Origin of the sequence: Pseudomonas sp. Pc102 (assembly GCF_018408275.1) — a bacterium.
Taxonomy (GTDB): domain Bacteria; phylum Pseudomonadota; class Gammaproteobacteria; order Pseudomonadales; family Pseudomonadaceae; genus Metapseudomonas; species Metapseudomonas tohonis.
This window is the reverse complement of the sequence record NZ_AP021905.1, coordinates 2,910,897-2,930,973: the sequence shown is the minus strand read 5'-3', so window position 1 is coordinate 2,930,973 and position 20,077 is coordinate 2,910,897. Positions and strand designations below refer to the sequence as shown.

The following is a 20,077-nucleotide window of genomic DNA, read 5'->3' as shown; positions in this document are numbered from 1 at the left end:
ACGTCGCTGCGTTGGGCCTCGCGGCACCAACCTACGCGCGGTGCCAATTTGTGGGAGCGAATTCATTCGCGATGGAGTGCCCGGCCAGCTCGCGGCCCAGTGCCTGCGCCGGGTCTTTCGCGGCTGAGGCCGCTCCCACGGGGAGGGCCTGTAACTGCGGACTTCGCTGCGTTGGACCTCGCGGCGCCAACCCACGCGCAGTGCCCTAACCGTTCACCACGATGCCGCCATTCACGTGCAGCACCTGGCCGCTGACGTAGGCCGAGTCCGCGCTCGCCAGGTAGACGTAGGCCGGTGCCACGTCCGCCGGCTGGCCGGGATGGCCCAGCGGGGTTTCGGCACCGAAATGGCCGACCTTCTCGGCATCGAAGGTCGAGGGGATGAGCGGCGTCCAGATCGGCCCCGGAGCCACGGCATTCACGCGGATGGCGCGCTTGGCCAGGTTCAGCGCCAGGGAGCGGGTGAAGGAGGTGATCGCCCCCTTGGTGGAGGAATAGTCCAGCAGCGTCGGGTTGCCCTTGTAGGCCGTCACCGAGGTGGTGTTGATGATGCTGGCGCCCGGGCGCAGGTGCGGCAACGTCGCCTTGGTCAGCTGGAACATGGCGAAGATGTTGGTGCGGAAGGTCTTCTCCCACTGCTCCTCGCTGATGTCTTCCAGGCGCTCCTGGGGATGCTGCTCGCCGGCATTGTTGACCAGCACGTCCACCCTGCCCCACTTGGCGATCACCGCCTCAAGGACCGCGCGACAGAACCCGCCGTCGGCCACGTCCCCGGCGAACAGCAGCGCGTCGCGCCCTGCCGCCTGCACTTCCAGGCGGGTCTGCTCGGCATCCTCCACCTCGTCCAGGTAGAGCACCGCGACATTGGCCCCTTCACGGGCGTAGTGCACCGCCACGGCGCGGCCGATGCCGCTGTCGGCGCCGGTGACGATCGCGGTCATGCCCTCCAGCTTGCCGGCCGCCTGGTAGTACTCGCCAATGGTCAGCGGCTGTGGTCGCATCTCCGTTTCGTGACCCGGCTGCCGGTCCTGGTGCTGGGGTGGAAGGGTCTGTTCGTCGCTCATGGTCATCTCCTGAATCGTTGCCTGCTACTCAACAGGACTGGCGCCGCGCCAGGGGGTTCAGGAAATCCCCTCCAGCGGCATCACTCCTCAGGGCCGGTTTCCAGGCGATCCCACATGGCGCGGGTGATGCGTTGACGGGCGAGGTAGTCGTGCCAGGGATCGCGCTCGAGGCCGTCGAGGCGTTGGCGCAGCGTGGCCAGGGTCCATTGCGCCGACCCCTTGAGGCGCTCCAGTTCATCGCGCTCGATGGGCACCGACACCGGCAGGCCCGGCCGGGCCCGAACCGAATAGGCGCAGACGGTGCTGGCACCACGCTGGTTGCGCAGGTAGTCGACGAAGATGCGCCCGACACGGTTCTTCGGCCCCATCTTGTCGACGAAACGTTCCGGCAACTGGCGCGCGAGGAAGGAGGCGATGGCCTTGCCGAATCCCTTCACCTCGTCCCAGCCGGCATGCCGTGCCAGCGGGACGATCAGGTGCATGCCCTTGCCACCGCTGGTCTTGAGCCAGGCCTGCAGGCCCAGCTCGTCGAGTACGGATAGGGTCAGGCGCGTCGCCTCCTGCATGGTCTTCCAGGGCAGCTTCGGGTCGGGGTCCAGGTCCAGCACCAGACGGTCCGGCCGTTCGATGCGGTCACTGGTGGCCCCCCAGGTGTGCAGCTCTATGGCGCCCATCTGCACCGCGCCCACCAGAGCCTCCAGCGTGTCGATCTCCATCAGCCGCGCGTGCCCCGGGTCCAGCTCCGGGTCGAGGTGGCGGATATTGGGGATCGCCAGGCGCTCGGCGTGCTTCTGGAAGAACAGCTCGCCACCGACGCCCTCCGGCGCCCGCAGCAGCGACACCGGGCGCCCCTTCAGGTGCGGCAGCACCCACTCGGCGACATCCGCGTAGTAACGCGCCAGCTCCAGCTTCTGGGTGCCGCTCTGGTCATCGATGACCCGCTGCGGGTGGCTGATGGAGACCTTGGCCAGCGTCTGGCGCCCTCCCTCGCCGGCCTTCTCGGCGGCGGGCGCGGGGGCCTTCTTCGGCTTGGCAACCCTGCGTGGCTGCTCGCGGACGATCTGCTCCGCCGGCTTGTCGCTGCGCAAGGCGACGAACGCGGCCTGGCGCACGATGGCATCGCCCGTCCACTCGGCGAACTCCACCTCGGCCACCAGTTGCGGCTCCACCCAGTGCACGCCACGGCGCTGGGCCGCCGGCAGAGCCCTGGTCAGCGGGCTGTCATCCCGTGCGATGGCCTGCAGGCGGCCGTGGATGTCGGCCAGACGCGCCTCGTCGAAGCCGGTGCCGACACGCCCGGCATAGCGCAGCTCCTCACCACCCGGCTCGTCATGGACGGCCAGCAGCAAGGCACCGAAGCCGCTGCGGCTGCCCTTGGGCGCGGTGTAGCCGACGATCACGAACTCCTGGCGCCGACGGCACTTGAGCTTGATCCAGTCCGGGCTGCGGGCCGAGCGATAGGGGCTTCCCGCGCGCTTGCCGATCACCCCTTCCAGGGACATGGAACAGGCACTCTCCAGGATCGATTCGTGGCTGGCGGAAAAGGCCTCGGAGAAGCGCAGCAGGCTGCGCCGCTGACCCTTGAGCGCCTTCTCCAGGGCGGCACGGCGCTCCTCCAGCGGCAGCTGGCGCTGGTCACGGCCATCGAGGAAGGGCGCATCGAACAGGTAATAGAGAATGCTGTGGCTGCGACCGATGTCGAATGCGTTCTGCAGGCCCTGGAAGCTCGGCAGGCCGTCCTCGTCGAGCACCACCACCTCGCCATCCAGCCAGCTGTCGCCCAGCTCCAGCGCCGCGAGGTCACGGGCCTGCAGGGGCAGGCGCGCGGTCCAGTCGTTGCCGTTGCGGGTGAACAGCCGCACCTCGCCGTCACGGATGCGGGCGAGGATGCGGTAGCCGTCGAACTTGATCTCGTAGCGCCAGTCACCCGCCGGCGGCGCATCCACCAGCGTCGCCAGTTGCGGCGCCAGGCTGTCGGGCATGCGCTCCTCGCTCGCCGCAGCCTTGCGTGTCTTGCCACCAGCCTTCGCGGCGCGCCGTGTGGCACCCGGCCGTGCGCCTGGCGCGTCGCTGCCGACATCGGCCCCGCTGAGCACGCTGGCCGGCTCGGCGGAAACGATGTCGTACTCCTCCGCCGGGCGCGCCACCTCGTCGTCCTGCTTGATCAGCAGCCACTGCTCCTTGTCGCCGCTGCCACGCAGGCGGGTGCGCACCAGGCTCCAGTCGCCACTGAGCTTCTCGCCCACCAGGGTGAACCTCAGCCTGCCGGCTTCATAGGCGGCCCTGGGGTCGCCATGGGGCTGCCAGATGCCGCGATCCCAGACGATCACATCCCCCGCGCCGTACTGCCCGGCGGGAATGCTGCCCTCGAAATCGGCATAGCCCAGCGGGTGGTCCTCGACGTGCACGGCCAGGCGCTTGTCCTTGGGGTCGAGGCTCGGGCCCTTGGGTACCGCCCAGCTCTTCAGGGTGCCGTCCAGCTCGAGGCGGAAGTCGTAGTGCAGGTGGCGGGCGTCATGCTTCTGGATCACGAAACCGAGGGCGCCGGCCTTGCTGCGCCCGCGGGGCCGCGCCTCTTCGCAAGGTTCGGAGGTGATGTCGAAATTGCGCTTGCGGTTGTAGTCGCTGGAACGGCGGGCCATGGCGGACACCTCGGCGTGGATGCGGACTCAACCGGCCTTGGCCTTGGTCCGCGTGGGCTTGTCTCGGGTCTTGCGCGCCGGCTTGGCAGCGCCCTTGGCCGCCTTGGCCTCGGACTTGGCGGCGGGCCTGGCGCCTGGCTTGCCGCCCAGGCTGCGCTTGAGCAGGTCGGTGAGGTCGATGACGTCGGCGCTGCGCCGCTCCTCCTCGCCGGCCGCTGCTTCCACCGCCTCGATGCGGCCCTGGCTGGCCTTGCGCTCCACCAGTTCCATGATGCGGTCGGTGAAGGTGTCCACGTACTCCTCCGGCTGCCAGTCCGCGCTCATGTCCTTGATCAGCCGCTTGGCCATGTCCAGCTCGGCCTTGGCCAGCTTGGCCTCGGTCACCGCAGTGCCCAGCTCCAGGCTCTCAAGGCCGCGCACCTCGGCGGGCCAGCGCAGCATCACCAGCACCAGGGCCGACTCCAGCGGCATCAGCGCCGCCAGGTGCTGGCGGGTGTGCAGCACCACGTTGGCCAGGGCCACCTTGCCGGTGCCGGCGAGCGCCTCGCGCAGCAAGGCGTAGACCTTCTCGCCACGCTTGACCGGCGCCAGGTAATAGGGGGTATCGATGTTCTGCAGAGGAATGGCGGCGCTGTCGACGAAGGCGAAGATGTCGATGGTCTGGGTCGCTTCCGGGTGGGCGGCGCGGATCTCCTCCTCGCTGATCACCACGTAGCGGCCCTTCTCCAGCTCCACGCCTTTGACGATGTCGTCCTTGGTCACTTCCTTGCCGGTGCGCTTGTTGATCCGCTTGTAGCCCACCGGGTCCATGTTGCGCTTGTCCAGCCAATCGAAGTCCACCCCCTGGGACGACGTGGCCGAAACCAGCGCCACGGGAATATGCACCAGGCCGAAACTGATGGCGCCCTTCCAGATCGCACGTGCCATGGGTCACCTCGCGGGGGCGCTCAGAGCGCCACGCCGTCGCTGTAGATCACGCTGCCTTCCACGGTGATGTCGCGGATCTGCCGCAGCATGTTGTCGGCGGCGGTCTCCGCCTCGTTCTCGCACACGCAGCCCGGTGCCACCACCCAGAGCACCCGCACGCCGGCGCCCTCGCGCTTGGGCTGGTACTCGATCAGGCCGACGTAGCTCTGCCCTTCCTTCATGGCATCGGTCCACGCGGTGCAGTGCTTGAAGTCTCTGAACATGGCGAAAACTCCTTGTTGCTGGCTGCCACACAAGGTTCTGAGTCGCGACGATGGAAAAGAGTTTCGCCTATCGCTTGTCGCGCCCATCCAGGCGCGACACCAGGTGCGGCAGCAGGTTAAGGATCACCAGGGCCAGGAGGGTCGCCAGCACTGCGGTGGCCTCTCGCCCGAGGCCCACCGTGACGCCGATGGCCGTCGTCAGCCACAGCCCTGCGGCGGTGGTCAGCCCCTTCACTTCAGCCTCGCTGTCGCGCTTGAGGATGGTGCCGGCACAGAGGAAGCCGATGCCGGCGACGATCCCCTGGATCACCCGGCTGAGGGCATCGGATTCGGCCCCCGCCATCTGCGGCGCCAGGACGAAGAGCGCAGCGCCCAGCGCCACCAGCATGTGGGTGCGGATGCCGGCGGCCTTGCCGTGCTGCTCGCGCTCGAACCCGAGCAGGCCGCCCAGCAGCGCGGCCAGCAACACGCGCAGGGTCACCCGGGTCGCCTGGGTCGGGTCGTCGAGGTCGGAGAACTCGTTGGCCAGCGTCGCCAGCACCTGGTCCCACCAGGTCACGACCCACCGCGCTCCAGCACGGCGTTGGCGGGCGTGTAGCGGCAGGCACCGCAACGTGCGCAGACCTGGCACAGCAAGTCTTCCTTGCCGATGTGCACCGAGGTGCTGGGCGACCAGGAACAACCACCGATCAGACAGAAGAGAGTCATGTCACCTCCACCGGCAGGGTGCCGTATGAAACCGGACTCATCTTTTTCGACGGGGCGGCGCCTCGAAAGGTTTGCTCTTTTTTCCGCCAGGCCGCGCCGCGCGCCGCATGGGGCGATTGGCTGAACCAATGCAGCGGGGGCCGGGGTCTAGATGCAACGCCTCCGCAACCCACCGAGGAACCCTGATGAAGAACCTCGAAACACCCGCCTGCAAGGTCGCCCTGTTCGGCGCGCTCGGCAGCCTGGGCAGCGCACTGATGGTCGAGGCCCTGAGCCGTCAGTGGGAAACGATGGCGCTGCTCGACGACCTCAACGCCATCCCCTCGCGGCCCGGCATCCGCGCCAAGCCCGGCGATCCGTTCGACGCCCTCGGCGTCAGCCACGCGGTGGCGGGGATGGACCTGGTGCTGTGCAACCTGTGCAGCCAGCCCCTGCTCGCCTCACGCCGCAATGGCCCCGGCTTCGATGTGGAATTCAGCGCCATCACCGCCCTGCTCGACGGCCTGGCCGTGGCCGGCGTCAGGCGCCTGCTGGTGATCGCCGACTTCCACTGGCTGGACGAGGAATCGGGCCACCCCGCCGAGCCCGGCGAGCAGTTGCAGCGACGCCTGGTGGACAGCGACATCGACTGGACCCTGGTGGACGCACCCGGCATCGGTGGCGACGACCTGTTCGGCCAGGACGACTTCCTCAAGCCAGCGCACAGCAACGAGCCGGACGCCGTGAGCGCCCTGCGCCGCTTCGCCGCTGCGGTACTGGATGAAGCCCGCCTGTCCGCACACGTGCGCCAGCGCGTGCACGTCCAGGTGGAACACGAGGCGACTCGCGCCGCCCCGTGATGGCCGGCGCTAGGCCGGCACCGCCTTGGCCTTGGGCTCGCGTGCCCAGACCCGGTGCCGGGCGATGGCCTCGAAGAGCGGCTTGACCACATCCTTGGCGGTCGCACCGCTGATCAGCCCCTCGTCGGCCTCCAGGTAGAGCTGGCTGGCCAGGTCGCCCGCCGCCCCGCAGAGGGCGATGGCCTTGAGGTGCTTGTACGCTTCCAGCACGTAGTGCAGCGCATCGCCATCTTTGCCCAGGGTCTTCGCCGCGCTGTCGCCGGCGGGCACGAACACCGCGTCGAAGGCGATGGAAGGCAACCCGGCGATGGTGGCGTCGGGAACCAGTTGCTTGCCCTCGGCGGTGTTCACCGGCGCCGAGCTGGGCGCCAGCAGCTTGGCACTGGCACCGGCCTTGGCCAGCTCGCCCTGGAGGAACTCGACGTCACTGCCCTGCACGCCGTTGGCGATCAGGATCGCCACCTTGCGCGACTTGATGTCACCCGACAGCAGGTTCATCTGGCTCAACGCGGGCGAGGCCTTCAACGAGCCTTCCGGCACCTGCACCGTGGGCGCCTGGGGCGGCGTCAGGCCAAGGTTCTCCGCCACCTGCCGGGCCAGGTCGAGGTCGATGTTGGCGAGGATATCGTGCACCTGGCGCTCGCGGATGTGCACCCGCTCGACCTTGCCCAATTCGAAGCTGTAGGCGGCGACCACATGATCCTTCTCCGTCTCGCTCAGGCTGTTGTAGAACAGCCGGGCCTGGGAGAAGTGATCGGCGAAGGAATCGGCGCGCTTGCGCAGCTTGGTGCCCGACAGCGGCTCGGGGTAGCTGCTGAACCCACCATGGCGCGGCGCCGGCGGCGTCTCCTTCGGCCAGCCGCCATCGATGGAGTTGGGCTCGTAGGCGGCTCGCCCCTTGTTCACCGTCTGCCGGTGCTGGGCGTCACGCTGGTTGTTGTGGAACGGGCACAGCGGGCGGTTGATGGGCAGCTCGTTGAAGTTCGGCCCGCCGAGGCGCGAGAGCTGCGTGTCGGTGTAGGAGAACAGCCGCCCCTGCAGCAGCGGGTCGTTGCTGAAGTCGATGCCCGGCACCAGGTGGCCGGGGTGGAAGGCCGCCTGCTCGGTCTCGGCGAAGAAGTTGTCCGGGTTGCGGTTGAGCACCATGCGCCCCACCTTGCGCACCGGCACCAGCTCCTCGGGCACCAGCTTGGTGGGGTCGAGCAGGTCGAAGTCGAACTTGTGCTCATCCTCCTCGGGGATCACCTGCAGGCCCAGCTCCCATTCCGGGTAGTCGCCCTTCTCGATGTCTTCCCAGAGCGTGCGACGCTGGAAATCCGGGTCCTTGCCGGCGAGCTTCTGCGCCTCGTCCCAGACCAGCGAATAGACGCCCGACAGCGGCCGCCAGTGGAACTTGACGAAGACGCTGCGCCCTTCGGCGTTGACCAGGCGGAAAGTGTGCACGCCGAAGCCCTGCATGCCGCGATAGGCCACCGGGATGGCGCGGTCGGACATGGTCCAGAGCACCATGTGCGCGGACTCGGGCACCAGGGAGACGAAGTCCCAGAAGGTGTCGTGGGCGGAGGCGCCGGTGGGGATCTCATTGTGCGGCTCGGGCTTCACCGCATGGACGAAGTCGGGGAACTTGATGGCGTCCTGGATGAAGAACACCGGCATGTTGTTGCCCACCAGATCGAAATTGCCTTCATCGGTATAGAACTTCACCGCGAAGCCGCGCACGTCGCGCACCGTATCGGCGGAGCCACGCGGGCCCTGCACGGTGGAGAAGCGCACGAACACCGGGGTCTTCTTCCCCGGCTCGTTGAGGAAGTCGGCCTTGGTCAGCTCGGCCAGCGGCTCGTAGACCTGGAAGTAGCCGTGGGCCGCCGCGCCGCGCGCATGGACGATGCGCTCGGGAATGCGTTCGTGGTCGAAGTGGGTGATCTTCTCGCGCAGGATGAAATCTTCCAGCAGCGAGGGCCCGCGTTCGCCGGCCTTCAGGCTGTTCTGGTTGTCGGCGATGCGCGTGCCGGTGTTGGTGGTCAGCGCCTCGTCGGTGGCGTCCTCGCGGAACGCCTCCAACTGCTCGAGCTTGCGATTGTCGTTCTCACGGTCGGGGGTGTCGGTACCGGCGAGCTGGCTAACGGTCTGCTTCTGGGTGGGCATGGGGATCTCCTGGCGGGATACGGCGCCCAGTCAGGCGCTCATTCTGGCGACGCGTTGCGCGTGCTCGGCGAATCACGGCGTGGTGCGGCAGGGTGGGGGGCGGCGGCCGCATGCCGCCGCCCCCCGTTGGGCGTCAGTCACTGCTGCTGTTGCTATTGCTGTGGCTGCGCTGTCCTCCCTTGCGGCCGGCCGCGGAGGCGCGCGCCGGATCGTTCCTGAAATTGCCGCCACTTACATGTCCGCCCTTCTTGCCGGCTTCGGATGCGCGTTGCGGGTCTTCTGCGAAGTTGCCTTTGCCACCTCGGTGTTGAGCCATTGCACGAGTCCTCTCTGGTCATTGATCTGACGTTGTCGTGGAGCAGACGCCAATCCGGCGCCTACTAGGTCTGAGGGCACCGCTGCGCAGAGGTTCTATCTATTTGCGCCTCGCAGCCCCGGGGCGCGCGGCCACGATTGAGCGGCTCAATGGCGGGCCCAGAGCGGCCGATAGGCGTGCGCAATCACAGGCGCCGCCGCCAATTAACCGCCAGGCTTTTTTTCACCCACGCAAGCCGATGTAAACAGGGGCGATTCCCGGCCCTACCGGTCATTGGGCCGTTGGCCAGCATTTACGCCCGGGCCTGGGGGTTTAAGGTTGGGAGGCAACGTCACAGCGCATGGAAGCCTTCACTCACCCAGCGATACGAGGTGGCTGCCGTGCCCAGCAATCCGCCCAGTGCCCGGGAAATCGAAGACCGCTTCAACCAGCGCCTGCAGCCGATCCACCATGGCCGCTGCGTGATCGAAGCGGACGGCACCCTGACCATCCGCCTGCAGGACGGCGACCGCCAGCTGACGGTGGTGGGCATCACGCGTGAAACCTATGCCGACCGCGAGGCTCTATTCGAACTGGGGCCCACGCTGCTCGAAGAGTGGCAGGCCCTCAGGCCATGACCCGACGGAGCACCGCCATGAATCCAGCCGCCCCGGAACCGAGCAACTCCCCTCTCCCCGAGGACGCCCGCCACTTTCTCCGCGACTTCGAGGCGGCCCTGGTCGACCAGGCGTTGCCGCTGTTCGAGGAGGCGGCGCGCCACGCCCGCCGTGGCGGCGTCGAAGTGACCGTGGAGATGGACAGCAGCGACCCGCTGCAACCCCAGCTGCGCCTCGCCGCGAGCAACCCGGGGACGCGCACCAGCAGCTACCGGATCATCGCCGACGTGGGCAACCGGGGCGTGGTGCACGAAGAGTTCTACGCCTGCAACGACGAGACCCGCACCCTCCCCGCCCAACTGGCCTCGATCAACGAAACGGTGATCGACACCCGCCTCGCCGCCTTCTTCCTCAAGGCCTTCGCCCTGCCCCTGGACTACGTCACCGAACGCCGCCAGGCGGGGTTCTGGTAGGGCTGCATTTCACCTCTCCAGACGTGCCAACGGGGGCTTCGGACGGCGGACGGATGAAGTGTTGGCGGCGCTGTGCGCCGCTTGGCGACTGAAGTCGCCCCTGCAGGCAACCCCGCCCGAGGCGTGACCACTGCGTAGGGTGGAGGTCGCTTTTCACCTCCACCGGCAGTGCCTGTTGCAGACGCCCGCCGCCCTCCCCTTGTTCCGGGTCAATCCCGGTTGGTGGGCACCTTCCAGATGTCGGCGGCGTATTCGCCGATCGTGCGGTCGGAGGAGAACCAGCCGGCGCGGGCGGTGTTGAGCACCGCGGACTTCCACCATTGCGCGGGCTTCTGCCAGGCGGCGTCGACGCGGCGCTGGGCGTGCCAGTAGGCGTCGAAGTCGGCGCAGACCATGAAGCGGTCGTCCCGCACCAGGTGCTCCACCAGCGCTTCGTAGCGCTGCGGGTCGTCCGGCGAGAAGACGCCACGCCGCACTGCCTCCAGGGCGCCGGCCAGCCGTTCGGACCCGGCCACCACTGCGCTCATGTCCAGCTCGCCGGCGCGCTTGCGCTGCTCCACCTGGGCGGCTGTCATGCCGAAGATGAACATGTGCTCGGCACCGATCAGCTGGCTCATCTCGACGTTGGCGCCATCCAGGGTGCCGATGGTCAGCGCGCCGTTGAGGGCGAACTTCATGTTGCTGGTGCCGGAGGCTTCCAGGCCGGCGGTGGAGATCTGCTCGGAGAGGTCCGCCGCCGGGATGATCACCTCCGCCAGGCTGACGTTGTAGTTGGGGATGAACACCACCTTGAGCAGCCCGCGCACGGTCGGGTCGGCGTTGATGGTGCGGGCGATGTCGTTGGCCAGCTTGATGATCAGCTTGGCCTGGTGGTAGCTGGCCGCGGCCTTGCCGGCGAAGATCTTCACCCGGGGCACCCAGTCGGTGGTCGGCTCGTTGCGGATGGCCTGGTACAGCGCCACGGTGTGCAGCAGGTTGAGCAACTGGCGCTTGTATTCGTGGATGCGCTTGACCTGCACGTCGAAGATCGCCTCGGTGTCGAGGTGGATGCCCAGGCGCTCCTGCACCAGGCCCGCGAGGGCGCGCTTGCTGTGCTGGCGGTGGGCGGCGAACTGTTTGCGGAAGCCGGCCTTGTCGGCGTGCGGCTCGAGATCGCGAAGGCGCTCCTCCGGGGCATCCAGCAGGTCCTCGCCGAGGGCGTCGACCAGGGAGCCGGTGAGCAGCGGGTTCACCTGGTACAGCCAGCGGCGGAAGGTCACGCCGTTGGTCTTGTTGCTGATGCGCTGCGGGTAGAGCCGGTGCAGGTCGCGGAACACCGTTTCGCGCATCAGGTCGGTGTGCAGCGCCGAGACGCCGTTGATGCTGTGCGAGCCGAGGAAGGCCAGGTTGCCCATGCGCACGCGGCGGCCGTGGTCCTCTTCGATCAGCGACACCGAGCGCAGCAGGTCGAAATCGTGGATGCCCTGCGCCCGGAGCGAATCGATGTGGTAGGCGTTGATCAGGTAGATGATCTGCATGTGCCGCGGCAGCAGGCGTTCCATCAGCGATACCGGCCAGGACTCCAGGGCCTCCGGCAGCAGCGTGTGGTTGGTGTAGGACAGCGTCGCCACGGTCATGCCCCAGGCTTCGTTCCAGTCGATGCGGTAGACGTCGACCAGCTGGCGCACCAGCTCGGCCACGGCGATGGCCGGGTGGGTGTCGTTGAGCTGGATGGCGGCCTTGTCCGGCAGCGAGCGGATGTCGCCATGGGCGGCCATGTGGCGGTGCAGCAGGTCCTGCAGCGAGGCGGAAACGAAGAAGTATTCCTGGCGCAGGCGCAGTTCCTGGCCGGCCTCGGTGCTGTCGGCCGGGTACAGCACGCGCGAGATGCTCTCGGCGCGCACCACGTCGGCCACGGCGCCGAAGTGGTCACCGGCGTTGAAGCGCTCCAGCTGCAGGTCTTCCATGGCGCGGGCACGCCACAGCCGCAGCGTGTTGACGCTGGAGCCGCGCCACCCCACCACGGGGGTGTCGTAGGCGATGGCGCGCAGCGTTTCGTTGGGCTCCCAGGTCAGCCGCGGCATCTCGCCGCCGTCATCCTCGGTGCGCACGCTGCCGCCGAAGCCGATGTTGTAGCTGACCTCGGGGCGCTCGAACTCCCAGGGGTTGCCGAAGTCCAGCCAGGTCTCGGTGTGCTCCTGCTGCCAGCCATCGCTGACCACCTGCTTGAACAGGCCGTGCTCGTAGCGGATGCCGTAGCCGTGGGCGGCGAGGCCGAGGGTCGCCATGCTTTCCATGAAGCACGCGGCCAGGCGACCGAGGCCGCCGTTGCCGAGGGCCGCGTCGGGCTCGACCTGGCGGATGGTCTCCAGGTCCACATCCAGTTCGGCGAGTGCCGCACGGGCGGTCTCCAGCAGGCCGAGGTTGCTCAGGCAATCCACCAGCAGGCGGCCGATGAGGAATTCCAGGGACAGGTAGTACACGCGCTTGTGCTGCTTGCGGTCGACCTGTGCCTCGGTCTCTTCCCAGTTGTCCACCAGGTGGTCGCGCGCGGCCAGGGCGACGGCCTCGAACCAGTCATGGCTGTAGGCATTGCGCGGGTCCTTGCCCACGGCGTACTTGAGCTTGGCGAGGATGTTCTGCTTGAAGGCCTCGACCGGGGTCGGGCCGGCCGTTGCGCTGGTTTGCTCGGTGGACATGTGCTGCTCCTTGCCCGGTGGTGTGGATGGCGGGCGTGGCACGGGCGGTGTGCCCGGCGCCCCGTGCCCTTCAGCTGAACTGGGCGTCGTTCTGCGCCAGGCGCAGCTGGCGCGCCGCGTCTCCCACGGCGGGAGGGATGGCGGTGGAGCGCAGGGTCTCCAGGCTCACGCCGCCCATGCGCTGCTCGATGAACTGCCGCTTCGCACGCCAGGCGGCTTCATCGCGGATGAGGTCGAGCAGGTCGTGCCCGGCGAGGGTGAGCCCCTTGGCGATCATCACCGGGTCGCCGTTCCAGGGATGATGCGGCGTGCACTCGGCCAACCCCGCCTGGCACATCAGGTGCAGGTTGTGGCTGACCATCTCCAGCCCATGGCCGGCGAGCGGCTGCGGGTGGAAGTGCTGGCCATGGCCGAGCGCCTCGATCTCCAGCAGCAATGCGCGGATCAGCTCCCAATCTCTTTTCATGTCACCTCGTCCTTCTGCCCAGTCTGCTGATCGGATACGGGAAAGCGGCCTGCGCCGGAGCCCGGAGCGACCCGCGCAAGGGCGTGCAGGCGCACGCCGGGGCCGCGATTTCCTCATAGGGAGTGAGTCCGCCGGAAGGCGCCGGGAGTTCAACCTAATCGTGCATTACGCACGCCGCACCGCGACCGCCGGTCATGCCCGGGGGGCAAAAAACCTGAACTCTGCCCCGTACCGCCATTCAGAAATCCTGAGGGCTCCGCAGCGGCGCACCGCCGGCGGGGCGAGACGAACGCGATTCAAGGAGGTTTCCCATGCCACGCGGAAGCAAAGCCAAATACACCGAAGAACAGAAGCGCAAGGCCGCCCATATCGAGGCGAGCTACGAGCAGAAGGGCATCGCCCATGGCGAAGCCGAAGCGCGGGCCTGGGCCACGGTGAACAAGCAGTCGGGCGGCGGAGAGAAGGCCGGCGGCTCGGGCCGCAGCACCTCCTCGGCGAGCAAGGCGGCTGCGCGCAAATCCTCGGCACGCCAGGCGGTGGCGACCAGGCACGGGGCGCCGCGCCCCGGCACCCGCCTGGAGGATGCCAGCAAGGCGGACCTGATGATCCGCGCCCGGGCGAAGAAGATTCCCGGCCGTTCCAGCATGCGCAAGGACGAGCTGGTGAAAGCGCTGAAACAGGCATCCTGACACCACTCGCCACGAGGAGAATCCCATGGCCGAACCCTCCAGCCTGCAACGCCTGGTCGCCATCGGTGGCGGCCTCCTGCTCATCCGCAAGGGCGTCGCCACCCGTGGTCTGCTCGGGCTCGCCGACATCCTGGTCGGCGCCGCCGTCCTCTACCGTGGCATCGCCCCTGCCCGCCCACGCGCCAGCGTGCACCGGCTGCACCCCCTGCCGGTGGTCGAGCGTGTGCCTCCGGGCAGGCAACTCGTCAGCCCGGCGAGCCTGGTGAAGACCCCCTTCCAGCAGTAGCCGTACAGATGGCGCGCCGACGGTGCGCGAGGAGAGACGCGATGACCCTCAGGATCCCCTTGCTGCTGGCCGGCTGCCTGGCCTCGTCCCTGGCGCTGGCCGATGCCTGCCAGGTGCAGACCCGACCGGCCAGCAGCCAGGTCCCGGGCGTCGAAGCCCAGACCTGCTACGAGTACCCGGGCATGCCGGCCGGCTCGGTGGACTGGTCCTGCAGCAACGAGAGCAAGGACATGCTGCAGAGCGAAAAACACAAGGTGGCCAGTTGCAAGAGCGGCTGGTTCGGCCGCTGCACCGGAGCCCTGACCCAGGAGGCCCTGGCCAACCCCGGCTCCAGCGGCGAGGAAGGCAGCGACCCGGTGAACATCCCCGCCGACGCCAAGGTTGTCACCTACCACTACCAGGCCCGTGACCCCGCGCAGGCGAAGATCGATTGCGAGAACGGTGGCGGCACCTGGCAGACGCCCTGACCTGCCCTCCCGCCCTCATGAGGAGCCATCCATGCCAGATGCCCCATCGGACCGCCAGGGCGTCGCCCTGCTCGATGTGCGCCATAACGCTCCCGAGCACGAGCGCCGCACCCACCAGTGGCTCGGCGAGCGCATCGCCGCCCTGCTCGGCACGCCCTTCCTCGGCCTGCACCGGGAGGGCGACACCCGCGCGCACTACTTCATCCCCAACGACACCCTGATCGGCCGCAGCACGGCGCGCGAGTTGGGCATCCGCTCCGACGCCGACTTCTTCGGCGGCCTGGTCGCCGAGCCCTTCATGGCCACCAAGGCCATCACCCATCCCCTGCCCGGCCCAGCCGCCCATGCGCCGCCGGGCTGGTCGGAAGGCTTCTCCCACCTCACCGAGCGCGCCGTGCTCGGCGGCTACAGCGCCTTCAACATCGACGACGCCATGCAGGCCGGTATCCGCCTGCTGCTGAGCGGGCCGCTGCGGGTCAAGCCGGTGCGCGCCACCGCCGGGCGCGGCCAGTGCCGGGTGACCGACGACGAGCAGTTGCGCGAGGCCATCGCCACCCAGGACCTCGACGAGATCGCCACCTGGGGCCTGGTGCTGGAGGAGCAGCTCGAGGACGTCGTCACCTACAGCGTCGGCCAGGTGCAACTGGCCGGGATCACCGCCAGCTACTTCGGCACCCAGTCGCAGACCGAGGACAACGCCGGCACCTGCGTCTATGGCGGCTCCGAGCTGGTGGTGGCACGCGGCGGCTGGCAGGACCTGCTGAGCCTCGCCGGCAACGAGCCGGTGCGCCTGGCCATCGAGCAGGCGCGAGCGTACGAGCAGGCGGCCCAGGCCTGCTTCCCGGGCTTCATCGCCTCGCGACGCAACTACGATATCGCCCAGGGCATCAATGCACGCGGCCAGTTGCGCTCGGGCGTGCTGGAGCAATCCTGGCGCATCGGCGGTGCCAGCGCGGCCGAGGTGTTGGCCATCGAGGCCTTCGCCGCCGACCCGGCGCTGACCCGCATCCGCACCGCGACGGTCGAGCGCTACGGCGACTTCGAAGTGCCCGGCGGCGCGGCACTGCTCTACCGGGGGCACGACGCCGAGGTCGGCCCCATCGTCAAATTCGCACGGGTGGAACCTTATGGCGACGCGTAGTGAGAGCGTGGATATCCAGGTGGGCAACGAGCAGATCGCCGGGACCTTCCTGACCCCGGCGGCCAAGGTGCCGGGCATCCTCTTCGTCCACGGCTGGGGCGGCAGCCAGCAACGCGACCTGGCACGCGCCAAGGGCATCGCCGGCCTGGGTTGCGTGTGCCTGACCTTCGACCTGCGCGGCCACGAGAAGACCGAGGTGCAGAAGAAGACGGTGACGCGCGAGGACAACCTCGCCGACCTCGTCGCCGCCTACGACCTGCTGGCCAGCCACCCGGCCACCGACACCTCGGCCATCGCGGTGATCGGCAGCAGCTACGGCGGCTACCTGGCCACCCTTCTCAGCACCCTGCGCGCGGTGCGCTGGCTGGCCCTGCGGGTGCCGGCCCTGTACTGGGACGAAGAGTGGCAGCGCCCCAAGGACGCCCTCGACCGCCAGCGCCTGGCGAGCTACCGGCTCACCGCCGTGCGCCCCTCGGAGAACCGCGCCCTGGCCGCTTGCGCGGCATTCGAAGGGGACGTGCTGATCATCGAGTCCGAGCACGACGACTACGTGCCGCACCCGACCATCATGAGCTACCGCTCGGCCTTCGAACGGGCCCATTCGCTGACCCACCGCATCCTTGATGGCGCCGACCACGCGCTCAGCGGCGACCGCAGCCAGAAGGCCTACACCAGCCTGCTGACGAGCTGGGTGGCGGAAATGGTCATCGGCGAGCGGGTGGGCGATTTTCCCCACCACTCGGCCTTCTATTCCTGAGCCTGCGGTCGCCCCGCCTGAACCTTTGCGAGCGGCCGCGCTTCTACCGAGCGAGCCCAGCCACACGAGGACACCGACATGCCCGTGACCATCGACCTGGATGGCGGCACCTGCGCCATCGAACTGGACGGCAACCACAGCGAAATGCCGATCCGCGACATCGTCATCACCACCGACGCCGACCTGCGCGCCTCGGTGATCCATTGCCCGGCCGGCAACGCACTGATCAGCGAGGACGAGGCGCAGGTGCTGGTGGGCGCCGGCGCCAAGGACGACCGCCGCAACCTCATCGCCGACTGAGCCTTGCCCCCGCCCTGCGCTGCCGGGCCTCGTAGAGGTCCAGCAGCGGCTGGGTGCTGAGCCCGTGGAGCAGCAGGCTGCAGGCCACCACGGTGAGGCTGATGCCCATGGCCTCGCGCGCCGCCGCGCCTTCCACGCCGTGATCGAGGGCGAAGCACAGGTAGTAGAGGCTGCCGATGCCGCGCACGCCGAACCAGCCCACCAGCAGCCGTTGCCAGCGATCCAGGCCCGTGCGCGGCAACAGGAGCCAGCAGGCCAGCGGTCGCACCAGGCAGAACAGCGCCAGGGCGAGCCACACGCCGCGCCAGTCCCAGCAGGCGCTGAGGGTGGCGCCCAGAATCATCACCAGCACCACCTCCAGCGCCCGTTCGAGCAATCCGCCGAAGGAGAGGATGTCGACGATCAGGGTGCCGGCGGCGATCTTGCGGTGCTCGCGGCGATCCTCGCCATATTCGATGCTCACCGGCAGGCCGTCGTCGGACAGCCCGGCCTTGAGCACCGTGCTCTCCTCCGCCGGCACCTCGGAGCCACCGCTGGAGCGGATCTCGGCATGGCGCAGGCCGACCCCGGCGGCGAAGGCGGCGAGAAAGCCCCAGGCCTCCAGCAGCTCCGCTCCGACATAGGACAGGGACACCAGCGCCATGCCCAGGAAGACGTTGGCGGAGATCGCCGTATCGACACTGCGCACCCGCGCGCTGATGGCCAGGCGACCCACCCGGTTGCCGAGGAAGAAGCCCAGCGCCAGCGCCACGGGCACGGCCCAGGCGAAGGACAGCAATGCCCACTCCCAGGGCCCGTCCTGCCGCAGGCCCAGCAGCACCAGTGCGCCGGCCACGAAGGAAAACGCCATGCCGTCGTTCAGCCCCGCCTCGCCGGACAGGCTGAAGCGCAGGGCGTCATCGTCACGGGCGTGGTTGACCTGCACCAGGCTGGCCAGCACCGGGTCGGTGGGCGACAGGATCGCGGCGTACAGCAGCGCCGCCCCCAGTCCGAACCCCAGCCACTGGTAGCCGATCCAGGTGGCCAGGGCGATGGTCAGCACCAGCACCGGCCCGGCCAGGACCCAGGCCTTGATCCAGCTCGGATGGCGCAAGGGCAGGCGCAGCTTGAGGCCGCCGATGAACAGGGAGATCAGCACGGCGACTTCGGTGAGGTGCTCGAGCCAGGGGGCGATGTCGATGAAGTCGTCCCGCCACAGGTTCAGCCCCAGGGGCCCGATGGCCAGCCCGCAGGCGAGATAGAGCAAGGAGGACGTGACCGGCAGCCAGCGCAGGTAAGCCGAGGCCAGCGCCAGGATCAGCAACAGCACGCCGAGCACTGCCATCCACAGCAGGAAGCTCATGGTCGCCGGCCCATTCGTCTCATTCCCCGTCCCCCGTTCGGTCGCCTCTTTATCCAGAGGGCCGGATGGGCCAAGGGTTCAGACTTTGCGGCGCGAGGGTTCCGGCACGGGCGACAGGCCTGCCCGGCGGAAAGAGAATGGCCGCTGATTCCTTCCGGCGGCCGACGTAAAAAGGGGGCAGGCCCACCCGTGGTGAGGACACGAGCCCGGACCCGCCCCAACTTCCCCGCCTGTTCTGATCGGCCCGATGCCCCGGGAACCGGGTGACGATCGAGAGCACAGGTGGGGAATTTCCAGCCTTGCAGGCTATTGAAAAACCGACTGCGTTGCCGCTGCGGCGTCTGCGTTTTTCAACGGCGGTTAGAACATGTAGGTGGCCGAGACGCTGAAGATCTGCCCCTTGGACTCCACTTCACCGTCGATGCGGCCACCACCCAGGCGATCCTGGTTCTGGGTGCGCAGGCGCCCCTCGTCGACGAACTGGCGGGAATAGGCCACATCCACGCTCAGGTTCGGGTCGGAGGCGAAGCGGTAGCTGCCGCCGAGGGAGACGAAGGTGCGGTCGCCGTCGGGGATGCGCGCATCGCGGGTGGAGTTGCGGGTCGGCGTCTGGTCCATCGCTACGCCTGCACGCAGGGTCAGTTGGTCGTTGAAGCGGTAGTCACCGCCCACCGAGTACATCCAGGTGTCCTTGTAGTTGTAGGGGATGTCGACGATCAGGTTGCCGTGGGAGGTCAGCTTCAGGGACTGGAAGGACGACCATTCGGTCCAGGTCACACTGGCGGCCAGGCTGAAGCTGTCGTTGAAGTCATGCACCCAGTCCAGGGTGGCCATGGCGGGAATGTCCATGCGCGATTCGGCATGGTCGCCATTGGGATTCAACACCAGGCCCGGATAGACGAGGGCAAGAGCGTCCGGGTTCATCAGGCCGATGGAGTCGAAGGGAGCCATGCCGGTGGCATCGTTGAAATGCCAGTTGTAGTCACCATCCAGCTCGTTCTTGATCTTGGCGTGATAGGCAAGGCCCAGGGTGTCCCGCGCGGTCGGCTTCCAGGCAACGCTGGCGAACCAGCCGGGCGAAATGTTATCGACCTTGACCCGCATCGTCGCCTTCGACGCGCCTGCCGGCACACCGTTCAATGGCGAGTTGGGCGCAGCGCCGGCAGCGGCCAGCAGGTCGACGTTCTGCCCGACAAAGCCTTGGGTGCGCTGGATCACCACGCCCCCACCCACGGCCCACTGATCATCGATCTTGAACGACAACGAACCTGCCAAGGCTGCGGTCTCGATCTTGGTGTCAAGGGCGAAGTCCTTGCCGACGAAATTCTTGTCCCAGGTGCTGCGCATGCCCATGGGTACGACCTGCGCGAGACCGAAAGCGAAACGATCGCCGACCGGGATCACCAGGAACTGCGTAGGCAGCCACTTGCTGAAGCCACCGTTGCCCCCATCGCCCAATGCCCGGGCGTTGGGGCCGCCGACATCGTTCACGTCGTCGTATTCGACGCGCGGGTTGCCTTGGTAGTCATAGGCCTGCCCTTTGAACTTCATGTCGATATCGGCATAGATCGCCGACACCTGGCCGATGGGCCGCTCGATGAAGGCCATGGCGGCCGGGTTGTTGAAAGCGGCGCTGGGGTCGTTCTTCCACACCGAACCGCCGGCGAAGGCGCGGCCCCAACCGGGCGTGCCATAGGTGGGTACGGCAAAGGCACCGGCTTCGGCTTGCTGGGCACCGATCACGGCACCGAGGATGGCCAGGCTCAGCAAACTGCGTTTGCGCGTGAAATTGAAAAGAGAGGGGCGCTTCGAATACGTCTTCATGACAACTCCTTGCTTATTATAATTTTCTGCCTCACGGGGCGTGTCCTGCACAACTGATAGTTCAGGAAATCAAACTTCCTCACTAATGGCTCGAAACGTTTATTAACTTGCCCACTGTGCTGAACCCATATCGCGACAGTATTCCAATTACAATG

Annotated in this window: 21 protein-coding genes; 9 read left to right on the top strand and 12 right to left on the bottom strand. The window is 67.9% G+C overall.

Annotated elements, in window-relative coordinates; translation table 11 throughout:
• Nucleotides 1–205 precede the first annotated feature (205 nt).
• The 6 genes from PHLH3_RS13760 to PHLH3_RS13735 form a co-directional block, all read right to left on the bottom strand.
• Complete coding sequence (locus PHLH3_RS13760; RefSeq protein ID WP_213629890.1) at nucleotides 206–1,063, bottom strand: SDR family oxidoreductase; 858 nt, start codon at nucleotides 1,061–1,063, stop codon at nucleotides 206–208.
• An 80-nt stretch (nucleotides 1,064–1,143) separates the two neighbouring features.
• On the bottom strand, nucleotides 1,144–3,705 hold the full coding sequence (gene ligD / locus PHLH3_RS13755; protein ID WP_213629888.1) for a DNA ligase D: 2,562 nt from the start codon (nucleotides 3,703–3,705) through the stop codon (nucleotides 1,144–1,146).
• 27 nt (nucleotides 3,706–3,732) lie between these two features.
• Complete coding sequence (locus tag PHLH3_RS13750; RefSeq protein ID WP_213629886.1) at nucleotides 3,733–4,632, bottom strand: Ku protein; 900 nt, start codon at nucleotides 4,630–4,632, stop codon at nucleotides 3,733–3,735.
• Nucleotides 4,633–4,652: 20 nt separating this feature from the next.
• Nucleotides 4,653–4,895, bottom strand: a complete 243-nt coding sequence (locus PHLH3_RS13745) for a hypothetical protein (protein ID WP_173174122.1) — start codon at nucleotides 4,893–4,895, stop codon at nucleotides 4,653–4,655.
• Nucleotides 4,896–4,962: 67 nt separating this feature from the next.
• Entirely contained in the window at nucleotides 4,963–5,454 is a 492-nt protein-coding gene (locus PHLH3_RS13740) for an MgtC/SapB family protein (protein WP_213629884.1), read from the bottom strand.
• Entirely contained in the window at nucleotides 5,451–5,603 is a 153-nt protein-coding gene (locus tag PHLH3_RS13735) for a PSPA7_2676 family Cys-rich small protein (RefSeq protein WP_213629882.1), read from the bottom strand. Before PHLH3_RS13735 ends, PHLH3_RS13740 begins: the two co-directional genes overlap by 4 nt.
• A 185-nt stretch (nucleotides 5,604–5,788) precedes the next feature.
• On the opposite strand from PHLH3_RS13735, the gene PHLH3_RS13730 reads away from it, so the two are divergent.
• Nucleotides 5,789–6,442, top strand: a complete 654-nt coding sequence (locus tag PHLH3_RS13730; protein ID WP_213629880.1) for an NAD(P)H-binding protein — start codon at nucleotides 5,789–5,791, stop codon at nucleotides 6,440–6,442.
• A gap of 9 nt (nucleotides 6,443–6,451) precedes the next feature.
• Here PHLH3_RS13730 and katE read toward each other — a convergent pair whose 3' ends face one another.
• Together katE and PHLH3_RS13720 are read right to left on the bottom strand one after the other, a co-directional pair.
• Nucleotides 6,452–8,587 carry a catalase HPII gene (gene katE, locus PHLH3_RS13725; protein ID WP_213629878.1) on the bottom strand — a complete coding sequence of 712 codons (2,136 nt, stop codon included), beginning with the start codon at nucleotides 8,585–8,587 and terminating at the stop codon, nucleotides 6,452–6,454.
• A gap of 133 nt (nucleotides 8,588–8,720) precedes the next feature.
• Nucleotides 8,721–8,903, bottom strand: a complete 183-nt coding sequence (locus PHLH3_RS13720) for a general stress protein (protein ID WP_173174131.1) — start codon at nucleotides 8,901–8,903, stop codon at nucleotides 8,721–8,723.
• A 380-nt stretch (nucleotides 8,904–9,283) separates the two neighbouring features.
• Here PHLH3_RS13720 and PHLH3_RS13715 point away from each other — a divergent pair, with 380 nt between their 5' ends.
• Together PHLH3_RS13715 and PHLH3_RS13710 are read left to right on the top strand one after the other, a co-directional pair.
• The gene (locus PHLH3_RS13715; RefSeq protein ID WP_213629877.1) at nucleotides 9,284–9,520 is read left to right on the top strand and encodes a DUF1652 domain-containing protein; all 237 of its coding nucleotides are present in this window, start codon (nucleotides 9,284–9,286) and stop codon (nucleotides 9,518–9,520) included.
• Nucleotides 9,521–9,537: 17 nt separating this feature from the next.
• Nucleotides 9,538–9,972 (top strand): hypothetical protein, encoded by a 435-nt coding sequence (locus tag PHLH3_RS13710; RefSeq protein WP_213629875.1) that lies wholly within the window; start codon nucleotides 9,538–9,540, stop codon nucleotides 9,970–9,972.
• A gap of 209 nt (nucleotides 9,973–10,181) precedes the next feature.
• Here PHLH3_RS13710 and PHLH3_RS13705 read toward each other — a convergent pair whose 3' ends face one another.
• Nucleotides 10,182–12,650, bottom strand: coding sequence for a glycogen/starch/alpha-glucan phosphorylase (locus PHLH3_RS13705; RefSeq protein ID WP_213629874.1), 2,469 nt, complete (start codon nucleotides 12,648–12,650; stop codon nucleotides 10,182–10,184).
• A gap of 70 nt (nucleotides 12,651–12,720) precedes the next feature.
• Nucleotides 12,721–13,116 carry a DUF2513 domain-containing protein gene (locus tag PHLH3_RS13700; RefSeq protein ID WP_173174139.1) on the bottom strand — a complete coding sequence of 132 codons (396 nt, stop codon included), beginning with the start codon at nucleotides 13,114–13,116 and terminating at the stop codon, nucleotides 12,721–12,723.
• Between the two features lie 311 nt (nucleotides 13,117–13,427).
• Between PHLH3_RS13700 and PHLH3_RS13695 the strand changes: the two genes are divergently transcribed.
• From PHLH3_RS13695 to PHLH3_RS13670, 6 genes are all read left to right on the top strand, one after another.
• Nucleotides 13,428–13,805: a termination factor Rho gene (locus PHLH3_RS13695; RefSeq protein WP_213629872.1), complete on the top strand. Its 378-nt coding sequence runs from the start codon at nucleotides 13,428–13,430 to the stop codon at nucleotides 13,803–13,805.
• A gap of 25 nt (nucleotides 13,806–13,830) precedes the next feature.
• Complete coding sequence (locus PHLH3_RS13690; RefSeq protein WP_213629870.1) at nucleotides 13,831–14,091, top strand: hypothetical protein; 261 nt, start codon at nucleotides 13,831–13,833, stop codon at nucleotides 14,089–14,091.
• A gap of 41 nt (nucleotides 14,092–14,132) precedes the next feature.
• Entirely contained in the window at nucleotides 14,133–14,558 is a 426-nt protein-coding gene (locus tag PHLH3_RS13685) for a hypothetical protein (protein ID WP_213629869.1), read from the top strand.
• Between the two features lie 31 nt (nucleotides 14,559–14,589).
• Entirely contained in the window at nucleotides 14,590–15,699 is a 1,110-nt protein-coding gene (locus PHLH3_RS13680; RefSeq protein ID WP_213629867.1) for a DUF3182 family protein, read from the top strand.
• Complete coding sequence (locus PHLH3_RS13675; protein WP_213629865.1) at nucleotides 15,686–16,456, top strand: alpha/beta fold hydrolase; 771 nt, start codon at nucleotides 15,686–15,688, stop codon at nucleotides 16,454–16,456. Before PHLH3_RS13680 ends, PHLH3_RS13675 begins: the two co-directional genes overlap by 14 nt.
• Before the next feature lie 78 nt (nucleotides 16,457–16,534).
• On the top strand, nucleotides 16,535–16,756 hold the full coding sequence (locus PHLH3_RS13670; RefSeq protein ID WP_173174151.1) for a DUF3203 family protein: 222 nt from the start codon (nucleotides 16,535–16,537) through the stop codon (nucleotides 16,754–16,756).
• Here PHLH3_RS13670 and PHLH3_RS13665 read toward each other — a convergent pair.
• Together PHLH3_RS13665 and PHLH3_RS13660 are read right to left on the bottom strand one after the other, a co-directional pair.
• Entirely contained in the window at nucleotides 16,743–18,098 is a 1,356-nt protein-coding gene (locus tag PHLH3_RS13665) for a cation:proton antiporter (RefSeq protein WP_213629863.1), read from the bottom strand. The genes PHLH3_RS13670 and PHLH3_RS13665 overlap by 14 nt on opposite strands.
• Nucleotides 18,099–18,458: 360 nt before the next feature.
• Nucleotides 18,459–19,922: an outer membrane protein transport protein gene (locus PHLH3_RS13660; protein WP_213629861.1), complete on the bottom strand. Its 1,464-nt coding sequence runs from the start codon at nucleotides 19,920–19,922 to the stop codon at nucleotides 18,459–18,461.
• Nucleotides 19,923–20,077 lie beyond the last annotated feature (155 nt).

Coding starts and splice junctions, on each gene's coding strand:
- PHLH3_RS13690 (WP_213629870.1), top strand. CDS start 13,831: ATGGCCGAACCCTCCAGCCTGCAACGCCTGGTCGCCATCGGTGGCGGC.
- PHLH3_RS13710 (WP_213629875.1), top strand. CDS start 9,538: ATGAATCCAGCCGCCCCGGAACCGAGCAACTCCCCTCTCCCCGAGGAC.
- PHLH3_RS13680 (WP_213629867.1), top strand. CDS start 14,590: ATGCCAGATGCCCCATCGGACCGCCAGGGCGTCGCCCTGCTCGATGTG.
- PHLH3_RS13705 (WP_213629874.1), bottom strand. CDS start 12,650: ATGTCCACCGAGCAAACCAGCGCAACGGCCGGCCCGACCCCGGTCGAG.
- katE (WP_213629878.1), bottom strand. CDS start 8,587: ATGCCCACCCAGAAGCAGACCGTTAGCCAGCTCGCCGGTACCGACACC.
- PHLH3_RS13720 (WP_173174131.1), bottom strand. CDS start 8,903: ATGGCTCAACACCGAGGTGGCAAAGGCAACTTCGCAGAAGACCCGCAA.
- PHLH3_RS13735 (WP_213629882.1), bottom strand. CDS start 5,603: ATGACTCTCTTCTGTCTGATCGGTGGTTGTTCCTGGTCGCCCAGCACC.
- PHLH3_RS13660 (WP_213629861.1), bottom strand. CDS start 19,922: ATGAAGACGTATTCGAAGCGCCCCTCTCTTTTCAATTTCACGCGCAAA.
- PHLH3_RS13750 (WP_213629886.1), bottom strand. CDS start 4,632: ATGGCACGTGCGATCTGGAAGGGCGCCATCAGTTTCGGCCTGGTGCAT.
- PHLH3_RS13685 (WP_213629869.1), top strand. CDS start 14,133: ATGACCCTCAGGATCCCCTTGCTGCTGGCCGGCTGCCTGGCCTCGTCC.
- PHLH3_RS13760 (WP_213629890.1), bottom strand. CDS start 1,063: ATGAGCGACGAACAGACCCTTCCACCCCAGCACCAGGACCGGCAGCCG.
- ligD (WP_213629888.1), bottom strand. CDS start 3,705: ATGGCCCGCCGTTCCAGCGACTACAACCGCAAGCGCAATTTCGACATC.
- PHLH3_RS13730 (WP_213629880.1), top strand. CDS start 5,789: ATGAAGAACCTCGAAACACCCGCCTGCAAGGTCGCCCTGTTCGGCGCG.
- PHLH3_RS13700 (WP_173174139.1), bottom strand. CDS start 13,116: ATGAAAAGAGATTGGGAGCTGATCCGCGCATTGCTGCTGGAGATCGAG.
- PHLH3_RS13745 (WP_173174122.1), bottom strand. CDS start 4,895: ATGTTCAGAGACTTCAAGCACTGCACCGCGTGGACCGATGCCATGAAG.
- PHLH3_RS13665 (WP_213629863.1), bottom strand. CDS start 18,098: ATGAGCTTCCTGCTGTGGATGGCAGTGCTCGGCGTGCTGTTGCTGATC.
- PHLH3_RS13675 (WP_213629865.1), top strand. CDS start 15,686: ATGGCGACGCGTAGTGAGAGCGTGGATATCCAGGTGGGCAACGAGCAG.
- PHLH3_RS13670 (WP_173174151.1), top strand. CDS start 16,535: ATGCCCGTGACCATCGACCTGGATGGCGGCACCTGCGCCATCGAACTG.
- PHLH3_RS13695 (WP_213629872.1), top strand. CDS start 13,428: ATGCCACGCGGAAGCAAAGCCAAATACACCGAAGAACAGAAGCGCAAG.